The organism is Bacillus sp. N12A5 (genome assembly GCF_026790125.1).
Taxonomy (GTDB): domain Bacteria; phylum Bacillota; class Bacilli; order Bacillales; family Bacillaceae; genus Bacillus.
In genome coordinates, this window is record NZ_JALAMR010000009.1 from 151,393 (window position 1) to 178,303 (window position 26,911).

The 26,911-nt window shown below is 44.2% G+C and carries 22 protein-coding genes; 7 read left to right on the top strand and 15 right to left on the bottom strand.

Annotated elements, in window-relative coordinates; all coding sequences use genetic code 11:
- Positions 1 to 10: 10 nt before the first annotated feature.
- Positions 11 to 3,880 carry a metallophosphoesterase gene (locus tag MOC09_RS12330; protein ID WP_268370659.1) on the bottom strand — a complete coding sequence of 1,290 codons (3,870 nt, stop codon included), beginning with the start codon at positions 3,878 to 3,880 and terminating at the stop codon, positions 11 to 13.
- 164 nt (positions 3,881 to 4,044) lie between these two features.
- Here MOC09_RS12330 and MOC09_RS12335 point away from each other — a divergent pair, with 164 nt between their 5' ends.
- Positions 4,045 to 4,506 carry a MarR family transcriptional regulator gene (locus tag MOC09_RS12335; protein ID WP_268360467.1) on the top strand — a complete coding sequence of 154 codons (462 nt, stop codon included), beginning with the start codon at positions 4,045 to 4,047 and terminating at the stop codon, positions 4,504 to 4,506.
- 38 nt (positions 4,507 to 4,544) lie between these two features.
- On the opposite strand, the gene cypX is transcribed toward MOC09_RS12335, so the two are convergent.
- The gene (gene cypX, locus MOC09_RS12340; RefSeq protein WP_268370661.1) at positions 4,545 to 5,762 is read right to left on the bottom strand and encodes a pulcherriminic acid synthase; all 1,218 of its coding nucleotides are present in this window, start codon (positions 5,760 to 5,762) and stop codon (positions 4,545 to 4,547) included.
- Between the two features lie 15 nt (positions 5,763 to 5,777).
- Positions 5,778 to 6,524, bottom strand: coding sequence for a cyclo(L-leucyl-L-leucyl) synthase (gene pchC / locus MOC09_RS12345; protein WP_268370663.1), 747 nt, complete (start codon positions 6,522 to 6,524; stop codon positions 5,778 to 5,780).
- A gap of 418 nt (positions 6,525 to 6,942) precedes the next feature.
- Here pchC and MOC09_RS12350 point away from each other — a divergent pair, with 418 nt between their 5' ends.
- Both MOC09_RS12350 and MOC09_RS12355 read left to right on the top strand, forming a co-directional pair.
- Complete coding sequence (locus MOC09_RS12350) at positions 6,943 to 7,452, top strand: MarR family transcriptional regulator (protein WP_268370665.1); 510 nt, start codon at positions 6,943 to 6,945, stop codon at positions 7,450 to 7,452.
- A 22-nt stretch (positions 7,453 to 7,474) separates the two neighbouring features.
- On the top strand, positions 7,475 to 8,686 hold the full coding sequence (locus MOC09_RS12355) for an MFS transporter (RefSeq protein WP_268360471.1): 1,212 nt from the start codon (positions 7,475 to 7,477) through the stop codon (positions 8,684 to 8,686).
- A gap of 24 nt (positions 8,687 to 8,710) precedes the next feature.
- Here the strand turns inward: MOC09_RS12355 and MOC09_RS12360 are convergent, their stop codons facing one another.
- From MOC09_RS12360 to yvlA, 4 genes are read right to left on the bottom strand one after another with little or no spacing between them, the layout of a single operon-like run.
- Positions 8,711 to 9,070 (bottom strand): phage holin family protein, encoded by a 360-nt coding sequence (locus MOC09_RS12360; RefSeq protein WP_268360472.1) that lies wholly within the window; start codon positions 9,068 to 9,070, stop codon positions 8,711 to 8,713.
- 1 nt (position 9,071) lies between these two features.
- Positions 9,072 to 9,269, bottom strand: a complete 198-nt coding sequence (locus tag MOC09_RS12365; RefSeq protein WP_268360473.1) for a PspC domain-containing protein — start codon at positions 9,267 to 9,269, stop codon at positions 9,072 to 9,074.
- Positions 9,270 to 9,273: 4 nt separating this feature from the next.
- Positions 9,274 to 10,371 carry a DUF4097 family beta strand repeat-containing protein gene (locus MOC09_RS12370; RefSeq protein ID WP_268370667.1) on the bottom strand — a complete coding sequence of 366 codons (1,098 nt, stop codon included), beginning with the start codon at positions 10,369 to 10,371 and terminating at the stop codon, positions 9,274 to 9,276.
- A gap of 24 nt (positions 10,372 to 10,395) precedes the next feature.
- Entirely contained in the window at positions 10,396 to 10,722 is a 327-nt protein-coding gene (yvlA, locus tag MOC09_RS12375; RefSeq protein WP_268360475.1) for a protein YvlA, read from the bottom strand.
- A gap of 217 nt (positions 10,723 to 10,939) precedes the next feature.
- Between yvlA and MOC09_RS12380 the strand changes: the two genes are divergently transcribed.
- Positions 10,940 to 11,170: a hypothetical protein gene (locus MOC09_RS12380; RefSeq protein ID WP_268360476.1), complete on the top strand. Its 231-nt coding sequence runs from the start codon at positions 10,940 to 10,942 to the stop codon at positions 11,168 to 11,170.
- Positions 11,171 to 11,216: 46 nt separating this feature from the next.
- Here MOC09_RS12380 and uvrA read toward each other — a convergent pair whose 3' ends face one another.
- From uvrA to MOC09_RS12395, 3 genes are all read right to left on the bottom strand, one after another.
- Positions 11,217 to 14,090 (bottom strand): excinuclease ABC subunit UvrA, encoded by a 2,874-nt coding sequence (uvrA, locus tag MOC09_RS12385; RefSeq protein ID WP_268360477.1) that lies wholly within the window; start codon positions 14,088 to 14,090, stop codon positions 11,217 to 11,219.
- Between the two features lie 6 nt (positions 14,091 to 14,096).
- Positions 14,097 to 16,082, bottom strand: coding sequence for an excinuclease ABC subunit UvrB (gene uvrB, locus MOC09_RS12390; RefSeq protein WP_268360478.1), 1,986 nt, complete (start codon positions 16,080 to 16,082; stop codon positions 14,097 to 14,099).
- A gap of 183 nt (positions 16,083 to 16,265) precedes the next feature.
- Positions 16,266 to 16,496: a CsbA family protein gene (locus tag MOC09_RS12395; protein WP_003228053.1), complete on the bottom strand. Its 231-nt coding sequence runs from the start codon at positions 16,494 to 16,496 to the stop codon at positions 16,266 to 16,268.
- A 615-nt stretch (positions 16,497 to 17,111) separates the two neighbouring features.
- On the opposite strand from MOC09_RS12395, the gene MOC09_RS12400 reads away from it, so the two are divergent.
- The 3 genes from MOC09_RS12400 to MOC09_RS12410 all read left to right on the top strand — a co-directional run bounded on the left by MOC09_RS12400 (position 17,112) and on the right by MOC09_RS12410 (position 21,615).
- Complete coding sequence (locus MOC09_RS12400; RefSeq protein ID WP_268370669.1) at positions 17,112 to 19,607, top strand: PEP/pyruvate-binding domain-containing protein; 2,496 nt, start codon at positions 17,112 to 17,114, stop codon at positions 19,605 to 19,607.
- Positions 19,608 to 19,682: 75 nt separating this feature from the next.
- Complete coding sequence (locus MOC09_RS12405) at positions 19,683 to 20,246, top strand: TetR/AcrR family transcriptional regulator (RefSeq protein ID WP_268370670.1); 564 nt, start codon at positions 19,683 to 19,685, stop codon at positions 20,244 to 20,246.
- 34 nt (positions 20,247 to 20,280) lie between these two features.
- Positions 20,281 to 21,615, top strand: a complete 1,335-nt coding sequence (locus tag MOC09_RS12410; RefSeq protein ID WP_268370672.1) for an MFS transporter — start codon at positions 20,281 to 20,283, stop codon at positions 21,613 to 21,615.
- Positions 21,616 to 21,662: 47 nt separating this feature from the next.
- Here the strand turns inward: MOC09_RS12410 and minJ are convergent, their stop codons facing one another.
- The 5 genes from minJ to ftsE form a co-directional block, all read right to left on the bottom strand.
- Positions 21,663 to 22,859, bottom strand: a complete 1,197-nt coding sequence (gene minJ, locus MOC09_RS12415) for a cell division topological determinant MinJ (protein ID WP_268370674.1) — start codon at positions 22,857 to 22,859, stop codon at positions 21,663 to 21,665.
- 78 nt (positions 22,860 to 22,937) lie between these two features.
- Positions 22,938 to 23,291 carry a swarming motility protein SwrAA gene (swrA, locus tag MOC09_RS12420; RefSeq protein WP_103747342.1) on the bottom strand — a complete coding sequence of 118 codons (354 nt, stop codon included), beginning with the start codon at positions 23,289 to 23,291 and terminating at the stop codon, positions 22,938 to 22,940.
- A 384-nt stretch (positions 23,292 to 23,675) separates the two neighbouring features.
- A complete protein-coding gene (gene ctpB / locus MOC09_RS12425; RefSeq protein WP_268360483.1) occupies positions 23,676 to 25,118 on the bottom strand; it encodes a carboxy-terminal processing protease CtpB in 1,443 nt (480 codons plus the stop codon).
- A gap of 139 nt (positions 25,119 to 25,257) precedes the next feature.
- Positions 25,258 to 26,148, bottom strand: coding sequence for a permease-like cell division protein FtsX (gene ftsX / locus MOC09_RS12430; protein WP_268360484.1), 891 nt, complete (start codon positions 26,146 to 26,148; stop codon positions 25,258 to 25,260).
- Positions 26,141 to 26,827 carry a cell division ATP-binding protein FtsE gene (gene ftsE / locus MOC09_RS12435; protein WP_003228039.1) on the bottom strand — a complete coding sequence of 229 codons (687 nt, stop codon included), beginning with the start codon at positions 26,825 to 26,827 and terminating at the stop codon, positions 26,141 to 26,143. Before ftsE ends, ftsX begins: the two co-directional genes overlap by 8 nt.
- Between the last annotated feature and the right edge of the window lie 84 nt (positions 26,828 to 26,911).

Below are 26,911 nucleotides of genomic sequence, written 5' to 3' on the forward strand. Positions count from 1 at the left end.
CCAACCCTATTTAAGGATTGGAGACATGGCGAAAATCTAACTGGTCTGGCGCCGGACGATATGTTTCTTTTTTCGTCTTGAACTTCCAGATCGGTGATTTCGTTTTGCCGTTAAAACGGTCTTCTACAATCGTGTACCAATAATAAACAGAGTGCGGCTCAAGATGCTCCCAACGGAATTCAGCGGTACCCCCGCTTTTCACCTGCTCCCGCTTTCCGAGCTCTTCATTGGTATATACATTACATTCAAAATAATCGGTTTCCACCTTTTTGATCCTCGGCTTCAAGTCAAGCGAAAGGGAAAACTCATCCTTGTTGCCGTAGGTATCTGTATCATAATAGTTTTTATCTTGTAAATGCGGAGAGTACGTCGACACATGCACCATATCACTTGCCTGGTCAAACTGCAGCAAACGCAAATACCCTTGCCCGCCTTCCGGTCCGCCCTGATAATCGGCCAGCATTTGATGCACGAGGCGATCCGGTTTTCCATCACCATCATCATCCAGCTCATCTGTTTTTCTCATCGCACTATGATAATGCCCGCTTAACACCATTACCACATTCGGATTCGGCTTCACGACTTTTTTGAATATTTTCTCTCCGATCGGGCTTCTGTTTCCGCTGACCAGCAAATACTCATGAAAAGCTAAAACAGCCATCCGGTCAGGATGCTTCTTCAGCACCTGATTCATCCACGCGACGTCCTCATCCGTAATGCCCCATCCCATGTACAGCATGATATAGTCATTGCCGTTGCTGGAAATCAGGTCATAATGTCCGCGGTTATTTTTATAGGAACCGTCATAATGCAATTTTTTATCAAAACGATGACTGCCAAAGTATTTGCCAAACGCTCTGTAGGAGCCGTCCTTATGCCCGACATCGTGGTTGCCGGCCAGCACGCCGTAAGGAATTCCGTTCTTGTCCAGAACGGACATTGACCGATCAGCGTTTTTCCACTGTCTGATATCGGCAGAATCATCTACAATATCACCCGTGTGAAACACATATTTGATATTGAGCTGCTTTTGATTATTTTTGATCCATGCGGTCTGTTTATCAAAAATATGCGGATAGCTTTCGGCGTAATACTGTGTATCGGACATCCAGACAAATGTGTACATATCCTTCGCAGGAGGAATTTCATCCTGGACAATCACATTCATCTTTGACTTCCGCACAAAATCGGAGACGATTACTGACGCCTTCAGCGTAAACGTTTTGTTATCCTTAGCAACGAAGCTGTCAATCGGCTGCCACTCGTTTGTCCGATAATTCCAAGCATACATCGTCACCTTTCTTCCCTGCAAAGAACTTCCTTTCCAGACCGCTTCCGCCAAGTCATTCTCATCAACTGACGGATCAACCGTCACTTCAAAGCGGTGATAAGGGAAAAGCTCCTTCTTTTCTGTCGATACTGCTTTTCCGTCAGCAGCAGATACCCGCTCCAATTCTTTATTCGTAAACGGGGCCTCACGTTCCGGCACAAAGTTTTTCGGCGGTTCAGTCAGTGATGCATGCTTAAATATTTTTACATTGTTTCGCGCTGTATATTGAAATCCTCTATAAAAAGCGACATCCATAGGGTCATCCGTCGGATCCTTCACCCGCACAGAAAGCTTCGCCTTATGCGTGTCGGCTTCGGTATCAATGACCTCCGGCTGATCCGGATGCTCACGTTCTGTTTTAAACGTCCGCTCAATGACCGTCTTATTGCCCGCGAGGTCCGTTGCTGTTATTTTTAAAGAATGTTTCCCCGGCAAAAGTTCAGAAGATGACGTATGGTAGGGAAGGGTAATGCTTTCACCGTCTAAAGACGCCTCCGCTTCCTCAATTTTGCTCCATTTATCATACATATCCGCCTGCAGAATGAGGTTTCCTTTATACGTTTGTCCCTCGGTGATATTCGGCTCAATGTGAGGCCCTGAATTATCCACCCGTACAACCAGGCTTACATTTTCCTTGCCATCGCTTGCTTGAATATGGTGAGCGCCTTCAGAAAGCTTTGATGTATCCCACTCCAGCAGCTGTGAGGTAAACAGTCCGTCAGGCAGATTGAATTGAAATTGCCAGCTTTTATTCGACCGCTGATTATCACCAATAAAGAGTTCCTTCTCAGGAGAAACCCTCTCATCCCTGATGACCGTACCATCCGATAACACCAATCGGGCGTTTTTGACTAAGAAATCATCTCGGTTTTCAGCCGTATCAAACGGAGACGCCTTTGAACCTGATCGTATCGTAATACGCTGCAGCTGCTTCCCTTTCCGAAGCAGTGTCTCTGGCAATGGAACAGAATAGGTGCGGTATTTATTTGTCGTGTCATCAAACACCTTTAACACTTTCCCTTCCATTGTTACCGCGTTTTTAAAGTAAAGATTCGTTTTTCTCGTATCGAACGCAAAATAGACTTCTTTTTCCATAGCGGGCTCTGTCACTTGTTTTTTGCCGTCAATCCACAGCTTAATGCTGTCCGTGCGCCCGTCTGTCGTCGCTTTGAGAAATTGAGTTCCCGAAAGCGTGTCTCTATTTTCAATGTTCAGCCGCAAACCATGCGACTTGCTTGTTTGCTTAATATCAATCATTTTAACCGGTGTTCTCGCTTCATTGATCCCATCCCCTGCCGCCACGTAATATTCAAGCTGATCCTTCCCGATCAGTTCAGGCGAATACACAATATAATGGTACAGATTGTCGTTGCGGTCTTTTTCAGCGAGAATGCGCTTAAACGGTTTGTTTTCATCCGTCCGGTAGTAAAAGGCTGCGGTTTTCACAAGACTGCGGTCCCGTATATCAGCCCGCAGCTCAATGCTTTCTGCAGGACGGACAGGCTTGCGGTCAGTCAAATCCTCAATGACCGGCTTTTCTTTATCAAGCTTGATTTTCCGTTTCTGCTCAGGCACCTGCGCCTGTAATACGGCTCCAGGGGATGGATTCTTTTCTCCGATTGAAATATTGAGAAGTTCTGCGGTTCCGTCAAGCGGATATTTGTACAGCACAGACGACAGCCGGCGCAGCGTATGTTTCCGATAGTGAGCAACCGAAATATCCTTTCCTGTATTCGTTGATATCACAACTGCCCGCGGCCTCGTATTGGCCATGCCCTCTGCCTCTTCAATCACCGCGAGGTTTTTCCCTTCCGTTAATTGTGTCTTGTAATACCGATTGAAATCTTCCGCCGTCAATTCCGGATGCCCGGCAGGCTTAAGCCAGACGACAAACGTTTCGCCGGATGGTATCAGGATTTTTTCATCAGGTCTCCAAATCAGATCGGAGTCAGGCCCTTCTTTTGGGTAGCGATAACGGATATGATAGTCTTTAAAATCAATCGTTCGGTCAGTGGTATTATAAATCTCAATAAATTCATACCCGTCTGCACGTCCTGTGTTCTTTGTATCAACTGCCAGCTCTGTGATCAGAAGCTCGGGAATATGAGCAAGATCAGCCTGATACCCTTCAAGCTTCAGTTTCTTCATCTCTGACTCGACCCGCTGCTTCCCATTGGAAACCACAATGTAATACTCAAGCTCGCTGTTCCAAATCAACCGTTTCGGGATTTGTGCCAAAAACTTGCGGACCGCTCCGGGTGTCGGGTCCATCGGCACCATTTTGTAGCCCAGCTCATTACTTTGTTTATAAAACAGAAAGGCAGAAAATGCTTGATATTCATTGTCACGCACTTGTGCCTCAATTATCAGATTGCTTTTCATTTCAGCTTTCACATCGATTTGAGGAGGATTTTCAAGCAAGGGTATGTAATGAGGCGTTTGAAATGGTTCCTGTTTTATAACAGGAACAGCTTTTGGTTCATGATGACCGCCATATAAAACTGAAAGAAATGACAAGAATAAAGAAGCAATAACTGTGGATTTCCTCATCAAAGCACCTCCCTTTTCATGTATTTTGCGTTTGAACAGGGAAGCTTATGAGTTAATTTTTGTGTAAAGAGAACAAAAAAGCGTCTGCCTCTTGAAAATTCCACTATTCTCCAGTAAACTAAGGATAGTTAACCGGTTAACAATTAAATCAGAGAGGCAGATTGATGGACAACAGCATTCATGATGAATTATTTCAAGCTATACAACAATTCGCATTAAAAAGAGATAAACGCGTCTGGCAAAAGGTGCAGATTCCGTCCTCAAAACATCTCGACCACCTCAAAAAAGACTGGACATTGACCCAGCTTCACATTGTTTCCTGTATACATACCAGCAAAAATGTGAATAACAGCTTCTTAGCAGCCCGCTTACATATCTCAAAAGCAGCTGTTTCAAAAGCAATTCAAGCTTTGTTGAAACATAACATCATTACAGTGACAAAAAAGCCGGGCAACAAAAAAGAAATTTTTTATACGTTAACTGAAAGCGGCAAAGAACTGGCGGGGTTACATGAACGGCTTCATCAAAAAGCAAAGGAGCGATACAAACAGCTCTTCAATGAATTTTCAATTGATGAGTTGAAAACAGTGACTGCGTTTATTAACTTGTGGATCAAGCATATGTAAAAAAGCCTCACCCGCACGGGAGAGACCTTTCCATATTATTAAGCCCTGTCAAATACAATATGAAGTGAGACGGGTCCGCGTGTATACAGACCGGACTCAGCATAACAAAAGTCTTCCTCTAATCTGATATTCCGCATCTTATCCAGCACAATATTAGCTACAATTTCGATTTCGGTTTTGGCAAAAGCTGCTCCTACACAGTTATGAATGCCGGATCCGAAAGCGAGATGCCGGGCGGCGCCGCTAAAAGCGCTCTTGATGCCAAGATCCTCCCGATGAATATTAAACACGTCAGGCTGTTCAAATGCTTCAGGATCCCGGTTAGCCGCACCGATCATACAAAAAACAATCGTATCTTTTTTGATTTCCATACCGCCGACCACTGTATCTTGGGACAGCTGCCGCGGAATCAGCTGAACCGGCGGTTTATAACGCAATGTCTCCGCAATGGCTCTTGGAACTAAAGAACGGTCAGCCAAAACATCATTCATCTGCTCAGGATTGTTGAGCAAATGGTAGATCATCAGTGCCAGCGTCTTATCAGCCGGTTCCGTTGCGGCTAACAGCACATTAAGAATCAGTGCGAGTATATCCTTGTCCGACATCGCCATGCCTTCATAATCAGAAGTACATAGGATGGAAATTAAATCTGATCCCGGATTGACGCGACGTTCTTCAATGACCGGCATCAAGTATTGGGAAAGCTGTTCGCTGCACCATAACGAATGTGCCCGCGCTTCAGGAGATTGAGAGATACTCGTGATAAAATCGGCAACTCCGCTGTGCCACTCAGCGATTTTTTCATGGTCTCTTTTATCCAGCCCGAGCATGTCCATCGTGACGCACACCGCAAACGTCTTTCCAAAATCATTGACGAGATCAATTTTCCCTCTTTCAAGATAAGGCGCTAACAAGTTTTCTGCATTTTGTTTAATCAATGGAGACAGATGATCCAGTGCGTCACCGATGAAGCTTCTCACTACAATTCTTCTTTTGGCAGAGTGTTCTTTTCCATGCATTTGGGCCAGCACAGGGCCTCGCATGACTGGTTCGGCACGCTCAACAAGTGATTTCGTCGTGAAGATATCCGGATGCTGAAGGATATAGCGGACATCATGATAGCGGCTGATAAAATAACTGTCTATCGACTCTTCATAATGAACCGGATCTTCCTCCCGCAGTTGTGAAAAATAAGCATATGGATTGTTTTGAAATTGATCAGAAAGCACACTAAACAATTTAATCGATTGGCTCATGTTTTACTCCCCCTATCATCCTTCACATGTGATCCGTTTCTCAGAAAGCATCTGCGCCATTTCCTGTACAATGAGATACCCTTGATTCGGCCGCATACAAATAGAAAATTCATGGTTACTGATCTTCTCACCCAGCTTCCACGGACGATGATAAGCAAGGAGCGTCTCTTCCACCTCTAAAATATCCGGAGCTCCGATAAAAAACGGCAGCTCAGCTATGACATATTCCACAGCCAAATTCAGCATATCCTCACTGACTTCTTCCATCATCAAACTGACGCCCCGTGCACGCCCGATTATCGCTTCACGAGACATGTCCAAACAAGCATGTCGAAAATGAGGCTGCTCAAAAAAAGCATGTTCAACTTCTTGTCTCAACAGCTGGTAGGCTTTGTTATCCATAAAATCAGAAAATGTATGAATCGCCTTCGGATCCCCGCCATGAGCCACAAGAGCTCTTTCTGCAAATCTCCTGTTTCGTGATACCTCTTTCCTTACTTTTCGTTCAGCCTTTCCTCTCGGAGTTCCAAGCGCTTCTAGAAGATTAGCCGCCTCATGCCCCGCAAGTAAAACAGAAACGCTTTTAAATTCAGCTTTCGCCCATCCAATTAATCTGTAAATATAATCCTCTGAAAACCTGCTGTTAAATGGGCTGATCCCCACCAACACATGCCTGCGCCGTTCAAATATTTCTCTGCAGTTTTCTGTTAATGGCTCAGCAATAAAATGCACAGACCTTCTTTCCGTTACCATTCCGGTCATCTCATTCACCCCTAAAACTTATCCCGCTTTAAGTCATCACCCTCAAATACAAGATGGAATAGCTAGAACAACTGAACAAGACGAATGGCAGGCAGCACTTAAAGTTTCCAAATGTTTTTTAAGTTTTAATAATCATTTTCAATACCCATATCATGATAAATGTTTACTAGTAAACATTAGTCATTTTATCCCTTTTCCTTCCAAACGTCAATATGATCTGTACCCAAATATTTGAAAATAAATGTAAACATCACATTTTTCACACACTTTTTACACGCATATTCAGCATGACATATCAACAAATAGTCTAAACACCAACAATTGACAACGAAAACAAGAAAAGATAAAATAAAATTGTTCACCAGTAAACGATTATTGTTTCATCGTAAACTATTATTCCTAAGAAAGAAGGTAGCCTATGTATGATTTGACAAAACAGATGATATACAACATATACGTGAGACTGCTGCACCTTAATGAACAAAAAGCGAACACTTCACTTCAGCAATTTTTTAAGGAGGCCGCAGAAGAGGATGTAGCTGAAATTCCCAAAAATATGACAAGCATTCACGTCATTGACTGCATCGGCCAGCATGAGCCCATTAACAATGCGGGGATTGCCAAAAAAATGAACTTATCGAAAGCGAATGTAACGAAAATCAGCACAAAACTGATAAAGGAAGAATTCATTAACAGCTATCAGCTGTCAGATAACAAAAAAGAAGTGTATTTCAAATTAACACGTAAAGGAAGACAGATTTTTGAGCTTCATGAGAAACTGCATAAAAAAAAGGAGCTGGCTTTTTACCAATTCCTTGATTCATTTTCTTTAGATGAACAGCGTGCTGTATTGAAATTTTTAGAGCAGCTGACATTGAAACTCGAAGCGGAACAAACCGATGCGACTCCGGACAAACCTGTACAGTAAACAAAAAGGCGGTGTACACTTTATGGCTCAAACAAAATCAAAGGCGGTATGGATCTTATATATTGTTTGCTTCAGCGCATTTTTTGCATCTTTAAGCCAAAACATTTATTCACCTATTATCCCGGTTATTAAAGAATCGTTCCATGTTTCCGCAGCTATGGTGAATCTGTCAGTCTCCGTCTTTATGATCGTGACTGCCATTATGCAAATTATATTAGGGACCATCATAGATTTTAAAGGCGCGCGTTTTGTCTTGATTGCCGGTATTCTGGCAACAGCAGCAGCCAGCATCGGCTGTGCAGTGACCACTGACTTTACTTTATTTCTGATATTCAGAATGATTCAGGCAGCCGGGTCCGCAGCACTGCCTCTTATTGCCGCCACAACGATCGGACAGCTTTTTACAGGCAGTGAGCGAGGGAGTGCGATGGGAACATATCAGATGCTCCTTTCCGCCGCGCCTGCTATCGCCCCTGTTCTCGGGGGATTCATCGGCGGAGCAGCCGGATACGAAGGGATCTTTTGGATGCTTACGGCCATCTCTGTCGTTATACTGGTAACAAACAGCATATACTTTCCTAAGGATTCTCCCGCTGAATGTAAGCAGCAAGCCAAGGGCAATGTGTTGACTCATTATAAATCTATATTTACAAATCGCACAGGAAACGTCATTTTAGCCTTAAGTTTTGTCCTCTTTTTCATTTATTTTGCAGTAATTGTCTACCTCCCAATATTGCTGACAGAGCATTACCATATAGATGTGGGTATAGCAGGACTGTTATATTTGCCGCTGGCGCTGAGCACGATTGCAGGTACGTTTCTGTTTAAAAGAATACAGGCAAAAATCGGGCTGCACACTTTGTTTATCGGAAGCAATGTGATTGCCGCCTGCAGCATCATTTTATTTGCTGTTACACATTCCGTTTCTCTCGTTCTCATGGCTCTGACGCTGGCACTGTTTGGCATCTCGATGGGGGTTATTCCTCCCTTGTACTCTACAATGATTACCAATGAATTTGAGCACAACAGAGGGAGTGCAATCGGAATGTTTAACTTTATCCGATATACAGGCATGGCAGCAGGTCCGATGGTATCTGCCTACTTGCTCACAATGATGCCGTCTGCCATGTCCTTTAGCCTCCTAGGCGTTGGATTTGCCGCATTGAGCTTTTGCCTTCTTCCTTCAATGTTTTCGCCGCAGAAGCGCACGAAACAAAAAAAGCACCACATGTAAAAAAGCTGCCATCTGTATGGCAGCTTATTTCTTTCGCAGCGGATCTAAAATGCCTTTTTGAATCAGCAAATGGAACACCGATAGGATAACGGATGCCCATATCGCTGTGCCGAAGCCGTCAATTTGAAAACTGTCACCCATAATGGAAGCAGTCATCATAAGCGTGATCGCGTTAATCACAAACAAAAAGAGACCAAGCGTCACCATCGTGACTGGCAGTGTAAAGATAATCAAAAGCGGTTTAATCAGCACGTTTAAGATCGATAAAATGAGGCTGGCGATAATTGCTGCCCCGATGCTGCTGATATGGATAGAATCAATATATCCATCAATGACGATTAATAACAATGCATTTACCAAAATGCTGACTGCCCATTTTACCATGTCATTTCATATCCCTTTCTGACGGGACGATATAAATCCAAATGATATAAATGAGCAAAACAGGGAAAACACTTGTCATAATAGCTAAGATGACCGTTATGACTCTGAGGAGTGATGCATCCCAATTGAAATATTCTGCGAGACCGCCAATGACACCGGCAATTTTCTTGTTTTTTTCTGAACGATAAAGCTGATTCATTCGATCACCTCTGTGAGTACTTTAGTTTGATGGCGCCTGTTAGTGATTCTGAGAAGACGGTGATGTTTTGATCGTGTGCCTGATTTGAAGTGAACATCATTTCTTTTTGAATGGTATCATTTTTTTCTTTCAGCATCTCAACATCCATTAATTCATGGGACAGCGAACCAAGATTGCTTTTCAGCTCCGCCTTCACGGCAAGATCGTCTGGAATCGAAAGCTCCACATTTCCAGTCGTCGTTTTCGAGTAAATGGAGCGGCAGTCCGATTCTGTTACGTTTATCGCAATATTCCCGTTAAAGCTTTGAACATCAATCGATTCGCTTCTCCCGCGGAGATCGATCAATCCGTTAATGGTTTCCGCTTCTATCGTGCCGCAGTTGTGGCTGGCAAGCTTAATTTGCCCGTTGGCCGTTTCCGCTATGGCTTTTTCGGCTGTTAAATGTGAAAACGACAGCACGCCGTTTGTCGTTTTCGCTGAGAACTCTTTTACATGTAAATGTTCCCCTCTGGCCGGACCGTTAAACAGCTTCACCCGAATCTTATCATACTCCTTCTGAGGAATGTACAGCGTCACATTGGTTTTCATCGTTTTCTTCTCAGTACGGATAAAAAATTTATTTCCTTTAATTTCACATTCAATATGCTGAAGAAACGCATGTCTCGCTGCGTCCTGGCTGTCAGCGCGATATACCTTCGCCTGGCATTCCACTCTGATATCCTCGTCCTCCCAAGGGACGATATTCACGCTGCCGTTGGCGATTTGAAGCTCAACACTGGAAAAGTCAGTATCTTTAAATTGAAAAATGTGCTGAACATCATACGCATGGCCAAAGTTCAAATCGAGATCGACTTCCTTGACCTTTTTCACGGCAGAATCAATCCAATCAAACAGCTTGGCTCCTAAAGACGGCTTGCCGCTATCTTTTTTTGCTGCTGTAAATGGCTCTTCCTCGTCATGCACATGAACTGAGAGCGCTGTGATTTTGTCTTCCTTTTCCTTGTAGTCGCTGTCAAGCTTTTCAATCAATGTCAAAGCCTCTTGTGCTGTAAGCTTTCCTTCCTCCACAAGCTTAAGGATCCGTTCCTTTTCTTGCTTCATTGCGATCTCCTCCCCATTGTCTACTTATGCTGCACGCAGCACCTTAATGCCCTGAATCACATTCCAAATGATAATGCCAATGACAACCAAGAAATAAATAACCGCTCCACCAATAATCACAAATACAGGCAGCAGGCTGTCTCCATTAATCGCAACGGCTCCGCCAAGAAAAGCAATAAAAAGGACCAGCCAGCCGACAAACGGAACAATGTGAGAAATAAGAGAACGAAGCGCATGGCGTTTGGTTTCTTTCTCAGTCACAACAAAATAAGCGACAACCGGCACAATGATTGGCGCAATGAACACACTGAAATAACAAAGTGATGCAATAATAGCTTGATTACGATTCAATTCGTTCCACACTCCTATTGTGAAATGACCATGACAAAAGATCAGGGACGTTTTACTTATTCATACGTTTAAAACCTCTTCAGGGTTTCAAATTCATTCTTTAGACATGCTCCGATTTACGGAAATTGGATTTTAAAAAGTTTTAGAAGTAGAATCTTTCCGCTGTACCGATTACAATATGTAAAAAGCTTACGGCAACAAGGAGGCTGGACAAGCAATGGAGAAAGATCCCAGTGACTATACAGTAACACAAGAATCGGTGTTACAACTAATTCATGAACAAAAAAGAATGAATCGTGAAATGATCGCCGAGCTTGAACAGATTCACGGACCTTTTCCGATCTCTCACGATATTCAATATATAAAAGTGCTGCTCGATAGCAGCAATACGCATATTGTTCAAGATTTAATGAGTGTCAGCAAGCAGCTGTATAAGAAGACTTTGTAAGATATACTGCAAAGAAAAGACAAAACCCTCTACTAAATAGAGGGTTTTAAGATGTAGCCGTTTCTTTCGCTTCCAAGATCAATTTCATGCGTTTTTTGTCACGCTCCATAACAGGCTTCAAATAGCGGCCTGTATACGATTCTTCCACTTCAGTAATTTCCTCAGGCGTGCCCGACGCGACAATGGTTCCGCCTCCGGCTCCGCCTTCTGGCCCCAGATCCACAATATAATCCGCTGTCTTAATGATATCGAGATTGTGCTCGATGACTAAAACCGTATCTCCGTTGTCCACCAAACGCTGAAGCACGACAAGAAGTCTGGCGATATCGTCGACGTGCAAACCTGTCGTCGGCTCATCTAAAATGTAGAGCGTGCGCCCTGTTGACCGTTTGTGAAGCTCCGATGCGAGCTTCACACGCTGCGCTTCTCCGCCCGACAAGGTCGTCGCCGGCTGGCCGAGCGTAATATAACCTAAACCGACATCATAGAGAGTTTGGAGCTTACGCTTGATTTTCGGGATATTTTCAAAGAAAGAAAGAGCATCTTCCACCGTCATATCAAGCACATCAGAAATACTTTTTCCTTTGTACGTCACTTCAAGCGTTTCTCGGTTATATCGTTTACCATGGCATACCTCGCACGGAACGTATACATCAGGAAGGAAGTGCATTTCAATTTTAATAATCCCGTCTCCGCGGCAGGCTTCACATCGCCCGCCCTTCACGTTAAAGCTGAAACGGCCTTTTTTATAGCCGCGCACCTTCGCTTCATTGGTCTGTGCGAATACATCACGAATGTCATCAAACACACCGGTGTATGTCGCAGGATTGGATCTCGGCGTTCTTCCGATTGGCGCCTGGTCAATGTCAATGACTTTGTCTAAATGGTCCAAGCCTTTAATCTCTTTGTGGCTGCCGGGCTTCGCTTTGGCTTTATGAAGCTTTTGCGCCAGCGCCTTGTGCAAAATTTCATTAACGAGGGTACTCTTTCCTGAGCCGGAAACCCCTGTAACCGCTGTGAACGTTCCAAGCGGGAACTTGGCATTCGCTTTTTTCAGGTTATTTTCTGCAGCGCCTTTAATCTCAATGTAACGGCCGTCCGGCTTTCTTCTTTCAGGAGGCAATGGGATAAACTTTTTCCCAGATAAATAGCTGCCCGTCAATGAGTTTGGATCTTCCATCACTTCTTCCGGCGTACCTGCAGACGTCACCTGTCCGCCGTGAATGCCGGCGCCCGGTCCAATATCAATTAAATAATCGGCTGCCATCATCGTGTCCTCATCGTGTTCGACAACAATCAGCGTGTTTCCAAGGTCTCTCATATTCTTCAAAGCGCTGATCAAACGGTCGTTATCACGCTGGTGCAGGCCGATAGACGGCTCGTCTAAAATATAAAGGACACCGGATAAACGTGAACCGATTTGCGTTGCCAGCCTGATGCGCTGCGCCTCTCCCCCGGACAGTGTTCCCGCAGCCCTGCTCAATGTCAGGTAATCAAGGCCGACTTTGTCCAGAAAGCTTAAGCGCTCCACAATTTCGCGCAGAATCAAATCAGCAATCTTCATATCTTTCTCGGAAAGAGTAAGGCCTTTAAAGAAAGCCAGTGCGTCACCGACAGATAGCTCGGTAATTTTCCCGATATGGCGTCCGTCAATCAATACGGCAAGCGCCTCTCTCTTTAACCGGTAGCCTTTACAAGTGGGGCAAGACTTCTGAGACATATACTGCTCCATCTGCTCACGGATGAAATCAGAGCTAGTCTCCTTATACCGTCTTTCGATATTGTGCAATACGCCTTCAAATTGAATTTCGCCCTCACGTATTTGCCCAAAGTCATTTTCATAACGGAAATAAATCAGATGATCTCCGCTGCCGTACAGCACTTTATCCAGCTGGTCCTTCGGCAGGTCTTTTACCGGCACATCCATATCAATACCGTAATGGGTGCAGACCGCCTCAAGTAGCTGCGGATAATACTGTGAACTGATCGGTGTCCAAGGAGCGACGGCATTCTCCTTTAATGATAAATCTTGATTGGGGATGACGAGATCCGCATCCACTTCAAGCTTCATTCCGAGACCATCACACGTCGGACACGCTCCGAATGGGCTGTTGAACGAAAACAGCCGCGGCTCAAGCTCACCGATTGAAAATCCGCAGTGCGGGCAGGCATGATGCTCACTAAACATCAGCTCTTCCTCACCGATGACATCAATCATGACCCGCCCTTCACCTAAACGAAGCGCCGTTTCAAGTGAATCTGACAGACGGGCTGCCACGCCTTCTTTCACCACAATCCGGTCAATGACAACCTCAATCGAATGCTTTTTATTCTTTTCTAATTCAATATCATCAGAAAGCTCTGCCATTTCGCCGTCAATTCTGACTCTGACATAGCCTTGTTTTCTGATCTGGTCAAGCACTTTGACATGAGCGCCTTTTCGGCCCGATACAATCGGGGCCAGCACCTGAAGCTTTGTCCGTTCCGGGTATTCAAGAATTCTGTCAACCATTTGCTCGATGGTTTGCGATGTAATTTCAATCCCGTGCTCCGGACAATGAGGCTTCCCTACTCTCGCATACAAAAGACGCAGATAATCATAAATTTCAGTTACCGTGCCGACAGTAGACCTCGGATTCCGGCTCGTGGTTTTCTGATCGATGCTGATAGCGGGAGACAGCCCCTCAATTGCATCAACATCCGGCTTATCCATTTGCCCTAAAAACTGGCGGGCATAGGCAGACAGCGACTCGACATACCGTCTCTGGCCTTCTGCATATATGGTGTCAAAGGCAAGGGAGGATTTCCCTGATCCAGACAATCCTGTAACAACGACAAGCTGATCTCTTGGAATTGTCACATCGATATTTTTCAGGTTATGCGCCCTGGCTCCCTTCACCTCTATCCGATCCATAGCCATTGTTCATCATCCTTCCGCTTTTAGCTCTAAAAGTAAATCGCGAAGCTCCGCGGCTCTTTCAAAGTCAAGCGCCTTGGCGGCTTCTTTCATTTCGTGCTCCATCTGTTCAACGACTTTCTGGCGTTCTTTCTTCGTCATTTTCGACAGCTTCGGCGCGGCTTTTGTTTTGTATTCCGCTTTATCCTCAGCCGCTACCGTTGCACGAATGACATCGCGAATTTCTTTATTTATTGTTTTCGGCGTAATGCCGTGCTCTTCATTAAACCGCTCCTGCTGCTCGCGGCGGCGTTTAGTTTCATTAATGGCAATTTCCATAGACTTCGTGATTTTATCAGCATACATAATGACACGGCCTTCCGCGTTCCGCGCTGCACGTCCGATGGTCTGGATAAGCGACCGCTCCGAACGAAGGAAGCCTTCCTTATCTGCGTCCAAAATCGCAACGAGAGAGACTTCGGGAATATCGAGGCCTTCTCTCAGCAGGTTGATGCCGACAAGCACATCATACTTGCCGAGGCGCAGGTCACGGATGATTTCAATCCGTTCAAGCGTCTTAATCTCTGAATGCAGATAGTTTACTTTAATGCCGATTTCCTTCAAATAATCAGTCAGGTCCTCTGACATTTTTTTCGTCAGGGTTGTCACGAGCACCCGTTCATCCCGTTCGATTCTTGCTTGAATCTCGCCGATCAAGTCGTCAATCTGGCCTTCAATCGGACGCACATCAATAAGCGGGTCAAGAAGCCCTGTCGGACGGATGATCTGCTCGACCATTTCATCCGTATGCTCAATTTCATACGGACCCGGTGTTGCTGATACATACACGATATTGTGCATATGCTTTTCAAATTCCTCAAACCGGAGCGGACGGTTATCAAGCGCTGATGGAAGCCGGAAGCCGTGATCCACGAGCACCTGTTTCCGCGCCTGGTCTCCGTTAAACATGCCGCGCACCTGAGGAATCGTCACATGCGACTCATCCACCACGATCATAAAATCGTCTGGGAAATAATCAAGAAGCGTATATGGCGTTGAACCCGGAGGCCGAAGCGTCAAATGTCTTGAATAGTTCTCAATGCCGGAGCAGAAGCCCATTTCCCGCATCATTTCAAGATCATATCTTGTGCGCTGCTCTAAACGCTGTGCCTCAAGCAGCTTGCCGTTTTCATGCATGACCTTCAGCTGCTCCTCCAGTTCCTTCTCGATATTTTGAATGGCTTTCTCCATTTTCTCCGCCCGCGTTACGAAGTGGGACGCCGGGAAAATCGCAACATGGTCGCGGTCGCCGAGAATTTCACCTGTCAGGGCATCCACTTCCCGGATTCGTTCGATTTCGTCACCGAAAAATTCAACTCTGACACAATGTTCATCACGGGATGCAGGGAAGATTTCCACTACATCTCCGCGCACACGAAACGTACCGCGCTGAAAGTCGATATCGTTGCGGGCATACTGGATGTCTACAAGTTTTCTGAGCAATTCGTTGCGCTCAATTTCCATTTCTGGCCGCAGCGACACGACCATTTCCCGGTATTCTTCAGGCGAACCGAGTCCGTATATACAAGACACACTCGCAATAATAATGACATCTCTCCGCTCAAATAAAGCCGAAGTAGCAGAGTGTCTCAGTTTATCAATTTCATCATTAATACTTGCGTCTTTCTCTATAAATGTATCCGTTTGAGGCACATACGCCTCCGGCTGATAGTAATCATAGTAGCTGACAAAATACTCAACAGCGTTGTTCGGAAAAAATTCTTTGAACTCACTGTAAAGCTGTCCGGCGAGGGTTTTGTTATGGGCTATCACGAGAGTCGGCTTATTGACTTCTTTAATCAAATTGGACACCGTAAATGTTTTGCCCGTTCCTGTCGCACCCAGCAGAGTCTGATGCTTCTTGCCCTCCTGAATTCCTTTTACAAGTTTTTCAATGGCTTTCGGCTGATCTCCCTGGGGCTGGTATTTCGAGACTAACTCAAAGCGATCTTTCACAAAATAAGCCTCCGTTTCTTTACGAAATCTTCCTATAGATATAGTAACACAATAGGATGCAAAATCACTAAAAATACGAACTAAAGTTCGGTGGTTTTTTATTTCCAGCTGTTTTCGTGTATAAAAAACCTGCTTTTAAAACGTAAAAGCAGGAATTCAGTCGTTATATTCATTATGTCCGATTTATTCTTCTTTTTTCTCAGCAGCTTTTTTGGCCATGTACAATCCGCCAGCCACAAGAGACACAACATCCAATCCTACAATAAAATACGTTTCTGTATAGCCTTTTAAATAAGAGGCAAACAGCAATGCAGCTGTTAGAGCGATCGCTACATAATGATTAAAGGTGACTCTTGTAAAAAGGACAACAAGCATAAAAGGGAAAAACAATGCAAAAACGGCTTTTGTAATCAACAAAAACCCTCCTCAAGGATTCTTCATCTGATCTGATTATAGTAAAAAATGAAGAATCGGACAATCGTGCAATCGTTCCCTCTTTCTACACCATACCCTTTTTCAGCCTAAATCAATCATCATCTCTGCACTTTGGTCCCAGCCCACAGAAACATCGACAGATCAAACCATGATAATGAATAAAATAGAATATAAACAATAAAAATTACATTATGGTTGTGAGGGCTGGCCAGTACTCCATGAAAATGGAGTGGACAAATATGAAGTTCAAGTTCGTATGTGACTCCCGAGAAAGCAATCAGTATCATAAAGTAAATAAAATACAAATAACACACAGTGCCGCTGTTCTTATCAGCGGCACTTTTTTATGAATGCATGACCGCTGTCAGTCTCCGAGAATAATAGAAAATAGGCATACAGCACCAGTCCCGCACCATTTTTCATGATAATCTAACTAACTTAACTATTCATTTTATTTAGGACTTTCTGAGTTTGACAGCATTTTCCTGAAAACCTACAATGGAGTGATAGTGTTCACTATCATTTTTTTTGAACACGGGCTCCGAATTAAAAACTAGAGAGAAAAACAAAATGAAGGAAAGAGGGGTTTCAAATATGTATTCTGTTATATTTCGCCAGGCAGAAGAGTCCAGCGAGCTTGCTGGAGCAAAAGGCATGAATTTGATTAAACTGACCAAACACGGTCTTCCTGTTCCGGACGGATTTATTATTCAGACAAATGCGCTCGCCCGTTTTATGGAGGATAATCAGCTTCTTGATACAAGCGAAAGCATCGAGAGCGCGATCCTCGCCGGAGCATTTTCAGATGAACTGAAACATGAGCTGACAAGTTCCTTTTACAAGCTGAGAGAATCATACCGCTCCGTTGCCGTGCGTTCTTCATCCGCCTCAGAAGACTTAGAGGGGGCTTCATTCGCTGGTCAATATGAAACCTACTTAAATATCAAAACAGAGGAAGAGTTTCTAGCTAAAGTGAAAGAATGCTGGGCCTCATTTTTCTCAGGCCGAGTCAGCAGCTATAAGAAAAAAATGAACAATCAAATCGCAGAGCCGTTAATGGGGGTTGTCGTTCAGGGCCTGATCGATTCAGAGGTATCAGGCGTTATTTTCAGCCGCAATCCTGTTACCCATGATGATAGAGAGCTATTAATCAGCGCCAGCTACGGTTTAGGAGAAGCTATCGTGTCAGGCAGTGTCACGCCAGACACGTACATTGTCAACAAATCCTCGTTTGAGATTCAGAAAGAGATAGGTGTCAAAGAAATCTATATAGAGTCTGCGGCTGAAGGGATTGCTGAAAAAGAAACGAGTGAAGACATGCGCAGCCGTTTTTGCCTTACAGATGAACAAGTGATTGAATTGGCTGAAATCACAAAAAAAACCGAAGACCTGTACGGATATCCTGTCGATATAGAATTTGGAATTGCTGATCATCAAATATACCTTCTGCAGGCTCGTCCGATTACAACCATTGATCAGGACAAAAAGGCGGCAGAAGAAAAACGCAGCTTCATGATTACCGACACTGATATGAATGATTTCTGGCTTAACATGGAGTCTAATATTGAAGGTCCGGTGAGTCCGTTATTTTCATCCTTCATCGTGCCGGCATTGGAATATGGTTTGAAGAAGAGCATGCAAAAGTTTCCGATTGGTGTAGTTGTTGATGAAGTAAAACTTTATCGCGGACATATTTATTCCAAAAACCAAGGCGGACAGCAGCCTCCTTCTGAAGACTGTGGCAAAGAGCTTTTCCCGATTTTATCGGAGCATATGTATGACATCATCAATCACACATACCTCCCTTTTTACCGGACACTGGACCAGCTCGCACAAACTGAGCATACCGCAGAAAGCGCACTGGATGCTTTTCAAAAACTAAAGGCCTTTTATCTCACGGCTTATGAAGAGCACTTCAATATCGTTTTCCCGCAAATCCTTTTAACAAACAAACTGCAAGCGATGTATCAGGACATTCAAGGAGAGTCCGAAAACGCTCATTTTTACGAGATGCTGACAGGAAAAATGAACAAATCACTGGAAACGGACCGTTGCTTATGGCTATTTTCTATGGAAGTTCAGGAGAACCCGAACCTTCTGGCCATTTTTGAAAACAACAAGCCTGAACAGCTCCAGGAGAAATTGGAACAAACAGATGAGGGAAAACACTTCCTGAAGAACGTCCATGAATTCTTGCAAGAATACGGATGGAGATCTGTTAAAAGTCATGATCTGATTGAACAAATCTGGGTGGAAAATCCGTATTTCGCTCTGGCCAATATTCAAAATTATGTCCGTAATGGCTATCATTTTGACAATGAATTTCAGAAAACGAAAGAAAAACGAGAGAAATTATACAATGAATTCTTGGAAAACATAGAAGATCCCGGTTTACGCACTGAATTTGACCGCCTTTATCAATGGACGCTGAGCTCTGCAAATATAAAAGATGATCACCACTTTTATATTGACGCCATGCTGGATGCCAAGGCGAGAATCTTTCTGCTGAAGATAGGTGAATTGCTGGCGGAAAACGGTGTCATTCATGATCGTGAGGACCTTTGGTTCTTATATGATGACGAAGTGGAACAAGCGCTTCTTCACCCTGTACCCCTGCAAGAAAAGGCTGAAAAACGCAGACAGATTTTTCATGAGTATGAGCTGGCTCAAGCCCCGGCCTATCTCGGCACCCCGACAAAAGAACAGCTCAAAGCAGCTGAAGAAATCGTCGGCGCTGTGATAGAGGATGAAAAAAACACAGAGAATCATATTTTTGGCATTGCGGCATCAAGCGGCATTGCGACAGGTCCGGTGAAAATCATTCGGGACGCCAATGAATTTTCTCAATTCGCGCCTGGGGACGTACTCGTTTGCAAGATGACCACACCGCTATGGACCAGCCTGTTTCAAGACGCCAAAGCGATTATTACAGACACAGGCGGCATTTTGTCTCACGCTGCGATTATTGCCCGTGAATACGGCATTCCAGCCGTTCTCGGCACACGCACGGCAACCGAAAGACTACGAGACGGAGACATCATCACTGTTGACGGAAGCAGCGGCAAAATCACAGTTGTCAGCCGGTCCTGATGCGTACCCCTCTTTCTTATACAAGCGGGGCGGGTGTATACTTGTCCTGCCAGTATACTCGTGAGGTGAAACGTATTGAGACCGACAAACAAGAGAATCCTTGACGCTGCCATGCAGCTGCTCGTCAAAAAAGGATATCGCGCAACGACTACAAAAGAAATTGCAGAAAAAGCAAATGTAAGTGAAGCGACGATTTTCAGGAACTTTAAAAACAAACAAGGACTAGTTGAGGCTTTGCTTTCTCAGCATTCTTCAAACAGAGGCAGCATTTTGGAACAAACAGAAGGGGATTTGTACAAAGACCTGCTTCATATCGGAACCTGTCTCTTGGAGGAGCTCGAACATAGAAAAGATATCATTAAAATCAGCTTTCGTGAACCCGCCATGTTTCAGGATGTTATCGACCATGTCACTGAATATCCTCAATCTATGAAACAGCTATTGGTTGATTATCTCAAAACGATGGGCGAAAAAGGGATTATTCAGACAGGACATGAAGCGGAGCATGCCGATGTGTTCATGTCGATCATTTTCGGTTATTTTATTCACCGTCTCCATTTGGGAGACCGGGTGATTTCCATGCCCCAGGAAAAAATGCTGGAGCATAGCACAGCTCTATTTGTCAAAGGAATTTCTTGATGATCTCCTTGGCATAACAAAAAGGAGGATCCCCATGAGCTCAAGAAAAGAATGGGCGCTGATCGTCTCGCTATTATTGGGTGCCATCCTGGTTCCCATTAACTCAACGATGATCGCGGTTGCGCTCTCATCTATATCCCATACGTATAACGAGTCCATCGCAAGCATCACCTGGGTGGTTACCGTTTATTTAATCGTGATGGCAGTCACACAGCCGATCGCGGGAAAACTCGGGGACATGTACGGCAATAAAACCATGTATTTATGGGGCGTCGGCCTTTTTCTTATCGCGTCCTTAGGCTGCGCACTCTCACCTAGCCTGCTGCTATTGATTGTGTTTCGGGCATTGCAGGCTGTAGGCGGCGCACTGCTTACGCCAAACAGCATTGCCATTATCCGCCACGTAGTTTCTGAAAAACGCCTTCCGAAGGTATTTGGATTTTTTGGGCTTGGCGCAGGACTTGGAGCAGCACTAGGGCCTTTCATCGGCTCTATGCTGATTGACAGCTTCAGCTGGCATTCAATTTTTTGGGTGAATATCCCGTTTCTCGCCATTGCTTTATTTACAGCATTCACGATGTTTCCTCAGTATAAAGAAAACAAATCTGACGCGCCGCTTGATATTATCGGCTCTCTCTTGCTCGCAGGCAGCATTGTTTCAATTATCCTGCTGACCAAAAATGAGGCTTCGTGGGGTTATGCAGTATACAGTGTATTGATACTTCTTTTTGTCCCGCTTTTTTTCAGAAGAGAAAAACGCACACAGCACCCAATTATCGATTTTACACTGTTTAAAAGCTCAACCTTTACAAATGCCAATCTATCAGTTTTGCTAAGCAATCTGATAATGTATGCCGTCTTATTGATCATGCCGTTATTCATGACGAGCCAATTTGGGCTGAATACGTCGAACAGCGGCATGGCGCTTTCTGTGTTTTCGATCTTTATGTCAGCCAGCAACTGGGTCGGCGCCCAGCTCCATCACAAATGGGGGGCAAAAAAAATCATTTTTCTTTCATTTGCCATGATGGCTGGAGCGAATCTATTATTTTTGTTCTTAAGCAGCTCTCACTCGGTCTTATTCCTGATGATTTCTCTCATCCTCGGAGGGCTCGCATCCGGAGTCGGACTGACCAGCATGCAGGTGTCGTCCCTTGCTACAGTAGACTCAAGCATGTCAGGAGTGGCGTCCGGCATTTTCTCGACCTTCCGTTATTTCGGAAGCATCATTTCATCTGCCTTAATCGGCCTGATTTCCGGATATCACACGTTATTTATGATTCTCTTTGCCGTCTCCATCATTGGCGTTTTTGTTTCATTAGGGATCAAATCTGATAAAACGGAACAGGTGGAAAAAAACTCAGCGTAACACAAAACAGCCCGGCACCGCTTCTCCTTGCGGTGCCGGGCTGTCTCTTATGATCCGGACAAAGCGGCGGCTTCGTCCTCACGGTCATCCTTTACGAAAAGGATGCCCAATTCATGATGTTCTCCCTCATAAGAAGCACGCTGATCAAAACGAATTTCTCCATTCAAACCGATTATCTCAAGCTTCACATATGCACGGTTATGCTGGAGCGCTTCATAAAAATCAGATACGTTCTTAACGGGTATGCCATTGACTTTCGTAATGATTTCCCCGATTTTCAATTCCAAATCCTCAGCTGGCGTATTTGGTATAATCCCAAGCACCATTAAGCCCTGATCACGTTTCGAGAAATAAAACGGAGCCGCGTTATCATTCACCCTTTGCTTAATGGACAGAAAAATACGCCCTAATACAGCTGCACAGACGGCTGCACCCGCAAGCGGCGTCCACAGTATGCTTGCTGCACCGAGAGCTGTGACAACAAGACCGAGAATACAAACCCGTTTCGCTGTGATCCTTATGCTCGTTTCAGGCAGAGATCCCTGCACCCTTTGTCTGAATCCGACAAAGTAAGGAATCCATAGAAAGTGGAATGATCCGCCGGGAACAGTAAACACAGGCCACCAGCTGAGGTGCGATTCTAATCCGTTGCCGGGTACGAGCAGGAACAGCGGCAAAAGCCATATCCGGTTTGCCAGCTGCTGGCCGATCGGCAAACCGCGGCTGCTCACGACAAGTGCCGGTGACGTTCTCACATGTGCAGAGCGATAAGCAACCGCTCCCTCGATGATAACCAGCAAGCCTAAAAACACAGCCATAGCCGGCCAAACAACTGCAAATCCTTGCGGAAATCTCTCTAGAAAAGGTTCCGCCTGATTCATTTGCAGTCCAAAACCGATCAGCATACTCACGCTGACGATATATGCAGCAGACATCCAGTTTGCGCGAAGAGTGAGCGCTGCCGCTGCAGTGATAACGGCAATAATCGCAAGTAAACCGAGAGGAACTGAAATTCCAAGTACCCCTAAAACAACCGACAGAAGGATACCTGGGATCAGTCCCTTTGTATAAGTAAATTTCAGTTCATCATAAATATCTGCAATTCTTGTATGAAAGGTTTTTCGTTCCCGTTTGATTCTTACATAGCCGAAAGCCAGACTTATGATGATAAAAAACCAGAAAAGCGGGTGTAAGAAGAAGAGGCCCGCACTTTTTAACAGTTCAAATCCCCATTGAACAGACACTATCTTTCACCGCCTCAAGCCAAACATGTTACTCATATTCTATCAAATATTAAATGGCTTGGATATCCTCAGGAGTGTTTATCCTTCTTGCGTCATCCACAGCGTGACATTCGATAGTGAAAAATCCTTTAAATAATGGTTTACGTCCACATCCAACAACCCGCTGATCAGGTGCATCGACCTTTTGATATCTGTCAGATTGATGCCTAATCGTTTATGGTTTTTCATTAAGTAATTAAAATAATGTTTGGCACATTCTTCATTGATATCATTTACTGATTCGACATTGGTATAATTGACCAAATATCTGCTGAATAGCATAAGAAGACTTAGTGCTTTTGTAGCTGAAAATGTTACGTCTTGTGTTCTGTCTTTTAATTGTTCCACTAATTCATAATATTTTTTTTCACGCACAATACTTGCCCTCTTCAATTGTGAACCCCCATTTTCATTATACAGATAAGCACGGGCCAGTATAAGCAGCAGTACTGGAGTGCTAACAAGCATTCTCGTTATCGTTACCCTGTTAAATACCTGTCGTTCAGCTGCCATAAACCTGTTTACTGTTCTTTTTAGAACCTTCTTATATTGTATGAAGTAAACAAAGACTAGGCAACTTGCAAAAGTTTCATTTTAAATGCATATTAACTCGTTAGAAAGTCTCTCTCATATATTGATATCGGGTAATCACAGTCCTTTATAAATGTTTATTTGTGAAAATTTTTTTAAATTCTTGTCAAAAACTCATTTTTTATGTGACTTATGATCCATTACCTCTTTAAGCACAAAGAAACAGGAGATGGAATTCCATCTCCTTTAATTGATAACTAATGATTTCAGTGCTGTTTGAAGCTGCAAGTCATTTTTTTCATCAGATTTTTTCTTTTCGATCAGCTGATTTAATGTCTCTGCGGTGCGTGTGTCGATTACGCCCGTTTTATCCAGTTTGTTCTGATCCTGAAAGGCCATGACCGCTTTTTTCATGTCCTTGCTGAAATAGCCATCTTCACGTCCCGGATCAAAACTGAGGCCTTTTAATAATACCTGTGCATGCTTGACGTCTTCATTGTTCATATCCACTTTAAGCGGTTCCTTCAGCTGCAAAGGCCCGGCGGAAAAATAATCAGGCTGTTTAATCGCAATGGTCGGCTGAATTCCTTTTTTATGAATCCAATTCCCATTTGGCGTCAGCCACTTGTAAAGCGTTAATTTAATGTTGCTTCCATCTCCCATCGGAACCGCCTGCTGAACAGTTCCCTTACCAAAGGACGTATCACCTACAACATCATAATGCCCTGCTTCTTTTAATGCCCCGGCAAGGATCTCTGAGGCGGAAGCACTCCCTTTATCTGTGATGACATTGACAGGATACGCTTTTTTCTGGGCCAATGTTGAGAAATACCGTTTTTTATCACCGTTACGTTCAGCAATTTGAATGTACGGCTGATCCTTTGTGATGAATTGCTTAAGAATTTCTTCCACACTTTGAAGATACCCGCCCGGATTGCCGCGGACATCAATGACCAGGCCTTCAATTCCTTTTTTCTCAAGATTGCCCAGCGCCTTTGTAAAGTCCTCTGCGGTATGCTCAGAAAAAGTTGAGATGGCGATATATCCGACAGTGTGCCCCTGTACTTTTTTCTCTGAAGCAAAAACCGTTTCGAGCGGAATCTCAGCTCTTTTGATCCGGAATGACAGCTGCTTCTTCGTACCGGGCCGCTGAATCTTCATTGAAACGCTGGACCCTTTCTTTCCTCTTATTTTTAGTACAGCGTGGTTTAAATCCTTGCCGGCCATCGATTCTCCATTAATGCTGATAATTTCATCATTAGGCTTGAGCCCGGCTTTTTCTGCTGGTGATTTCTTAAATGGAGACACAATGATAATTTTGCCGTCCTCCATTCCAACCTCAGCCCCAATACCTTCAAATGAGGAATCAAGAGAATCAGAAAATTGCTTAGCCGTCTGCTTGTCCATGTAGACAGAATAAGGATCATTCAGCGTAGACAGCATTCCTTGGATGGCTCCCTCGAGCAGCTTTTCTCTATCAACTTTTTCAACGTACTCATTCGAAATTAACTCGTACGCTTTTTCGATTTTATCCATCGCCTTATCCCGTTCAGAATCAGCCTGTGCCGTCGCGGCAACAGCTGCGGTCTGGGGCTTATCCACCTCAAGCAGGTTCATTCCCGCATATACGCCGGCGCCCCCGAACAGCATGCTCCCCGCTGCGATCACAGCCATTATTTTTTGATTCATCCTTTACTCCTCCTGTATGCCAGACTGTCTTTATCAAAACCTAGAGATAGTATATGTAAAGGATGGAGATTTCATGTAATCATAGAAGAAAAAGAAGGCAAAAGAAAAGCCGTCCGGTAGCGGAACGGCTTTTTTCTCGTTATACTCGCAGAAACTTGCGGATGGAAGTCAGGCTTCCCCATACTCCAATCACTGCGCCGATTGCAATCAGCACTAATGAAACTTGGAATACAAATGGATTATAAGGAAGAAGAGAGACAAATGATCCCTGAACCTTCGGAACGACCCATCCGATGACGTATTGATAAGTGCTCAGCACCAGTGCGATCGGAATCACGGAACCGAATACGCCAAGCAGCAATCCTTCTAGGAAAAACGGCCAGCGGATAAACCAGTTCGTCGCGCCTACAAGCTTCATGATTTCAATTTCTTTTCTTCTTGCGAAAATTGTAATTTTAATGGTGTTGGAAATTAAGAACATCGCCGTAAATACCAGGCCGATAATTAACGCGATTCCAATGTTGCGGGAAACGCCGACCACTTTAAACAAACGGCTGACCTCTTCTTTTCCGTAAGTGACTTTATATACATGATCCATTTTTTCGATCTTTTTCGCCACATTCGGCGTATCATGCGGATCTGTCGTTTTGACGACAAACGCATCATTAAGCGGATTCTCCTGATCCTGCATCGTCAGGGATTTACCGCTGTCACCAAAACTGTCAACCAGCTGGTCTAGCTCTTTTTCTTTAGATGAAAAAGTGACACTCTGAATCCCCTTCAGTTCCTTAATATCGTTCTGAAGCTTGTCCTGTGCCTTCTGATCTGCAGTCAGATCGATCAACACTTTGATTTCGACTTGTTTTTCAGCATTCGTGGCCATGTTATTCAAATTCAGCATAATCACTAAAAACACGCCGACTAAAATCAGCGTAACGGTTACAGCACTAATGGATGCAAATGTCATCCATGTGTTTCTCCCGAGAGATTTAAAACTCTCACGCAAGTGGCGCCCGAGAATTTTAATCATATGAACCATACTCCCCTCTTGACTCATCACGCACAATGATACCATCTTCGATTGCAATGACACGTTTCTTCATGGTGTTTACGATTTCTTTATTATGTGTCGCCATCACGACTGTTGTCCCGCGGTTATTAATTTCCTCCAGCGTCTTCATGACTTCCCAGGATGTATCCGGATCAAGGTTTCCTGTAGGTTCATCAGCAATGACAACATCGGGGTTGTTCACAATGGATCTGGCAATAGATACACGCTGCTGCTCCCCGCCCGAAAGCTGGTCAGGAAATTGTCTTGCTTTATGCTTCAGCTGTACGAGATCAAGCACTTCAAGCACCCGTTTCTTAATGACAGACGGCTGTTCTCCAATCACCTCAAGGGCAAATGCCACATTTTCAAAAACAGTAAGCTTCGGCAGAAGCTTGAAATCCTGGAAGACAACGCCTATTTTGCGACGCACGAAAGGAATCTCTTTTTCTTTAATTGTAGCGAGATCTTTATGATTGATTAAAATTTGTCCTTTTGTTGGTTTTTCTTCTCTGTAAATCATTTTAATAAAAGTAGATTTACCCGCCCCGCTCGGACCGACAACATAAACAAACTCGCCGGGATGAATGGTAACAGAAATCCCATTGAGCGCTTTTACGCCGTTCGGATAGGCCTTGTATACTTCTTTCATCTCTATCATGAAATCACCTAATCTTTTATATCATTTTATGTATCACACGGTCATACTCTTCGAATGCATTCGACAATTTATGACCCACTCATT

Coding starts and splice junctions, on each gene's coding strand:
- MOC09_RS12380 (WP_268360476.1), top strand. CDS start 10,940: ATGGAGAAAGATCCCAGTGACTATACAGTAACACAAGAATCGGTGTTA.
- ftsE (WP_003228039.1), bottom strand. CDS start 26,827: ATGATAGAGATGAAAGAAGTATACAAGGCCTATCCGAACGGCGTAAAA.
- ftsX (WP_268360484.1), bottom strand. CDS start 26,148: ATGATTAAAATTCTCGGGCGCCACTTGCGTGAGAGTTTTAAATCTCTC.
- MOC09_RS12330 (WP_268370659.1), bottom strand. CDS start 3,880: ATGAGGAAATCCACAGTTATTGCTTCTTTATTCTTGTCATTTCTTTCA.
- MOC09_RS12355 (WP_268360471.1), top strand. CDS start 7,475: ATGGCTCAAACAAAATCAAAGGCGGTATGGATCTTATATATTGTTTGC.
- MOC09_RS12410 (WP_268370672.1), top strand. CDS start 20,281: ATGAGCTCAAGAAAAGAATGGGCGCTGATCGTCTCGCTATTATTGGGT.
- uvrA (WP_268360477.1), bottom strand. CDS start 14,090: ATGGCTATGGATCGGATAGAGGTGAAGGGAGCCAGGGCGCATAACCTG.
- ctpB (WP_268360483.1), bottom strand. CDS start 25,118: ATGAATCAAAAAATAATGGCTGTGATCGCAGCGGGGAGCATGCTGTTC.
- MOC09_RS12360 (WP_268360472.1), bottom strand. CDS start 9,070: ATGGTAAAATGGGCAGTCAGCATTTTGGTAAATGCATTGTTATTAATC.
- cypX (WP_268370661.1), bottom strand. CDS start 5,762: ATGAGCCAATCGATTAAATTGTTTAGTGTGCTTTCTGATCAATTTCAA.
- MOC09_RS12365 (WP_268360473.1), bottom strand. CDS start 9,269: ATGAATCAGCTTTATCGTTCAGAAAAAAACAAGAAAATTGCCGGTGTC.
- MOC09_RS12335 (WP_268360467.1), top strand. CDS start 4,045: ATGGACAACAGCATTCATGATGAATTATTTCAAGCTATACAACAATTC.
- MOC09_RS12400 (WP_268370669.1), top strand. CDS start 17,112: ATGTATTCTGTTATATTTCGCCAGGCAGAAGAGTCCAGCGAGCTTGCT.
- MOC09_RS12350 (WP_268370665.1), top strand. CDS start 6,943: ATGTATGATTTGACAAAACAGATGATATACAACATATACGTGAGACTG.
- pchC (WP_268370663.1), bottom strand. CDS start 6,524: ATGACCGGAATGGTAACGGAAAGAAGGTCTGTGCATTTTATTGCTGAG.
- MOC09_RS12370 (WP_268370667.1), bottom strand. CDS start 10,371: ATGAAGCAAGAAAAGGAACGGATCCTTAAGCTTGTGGAGGAAGGAAAG.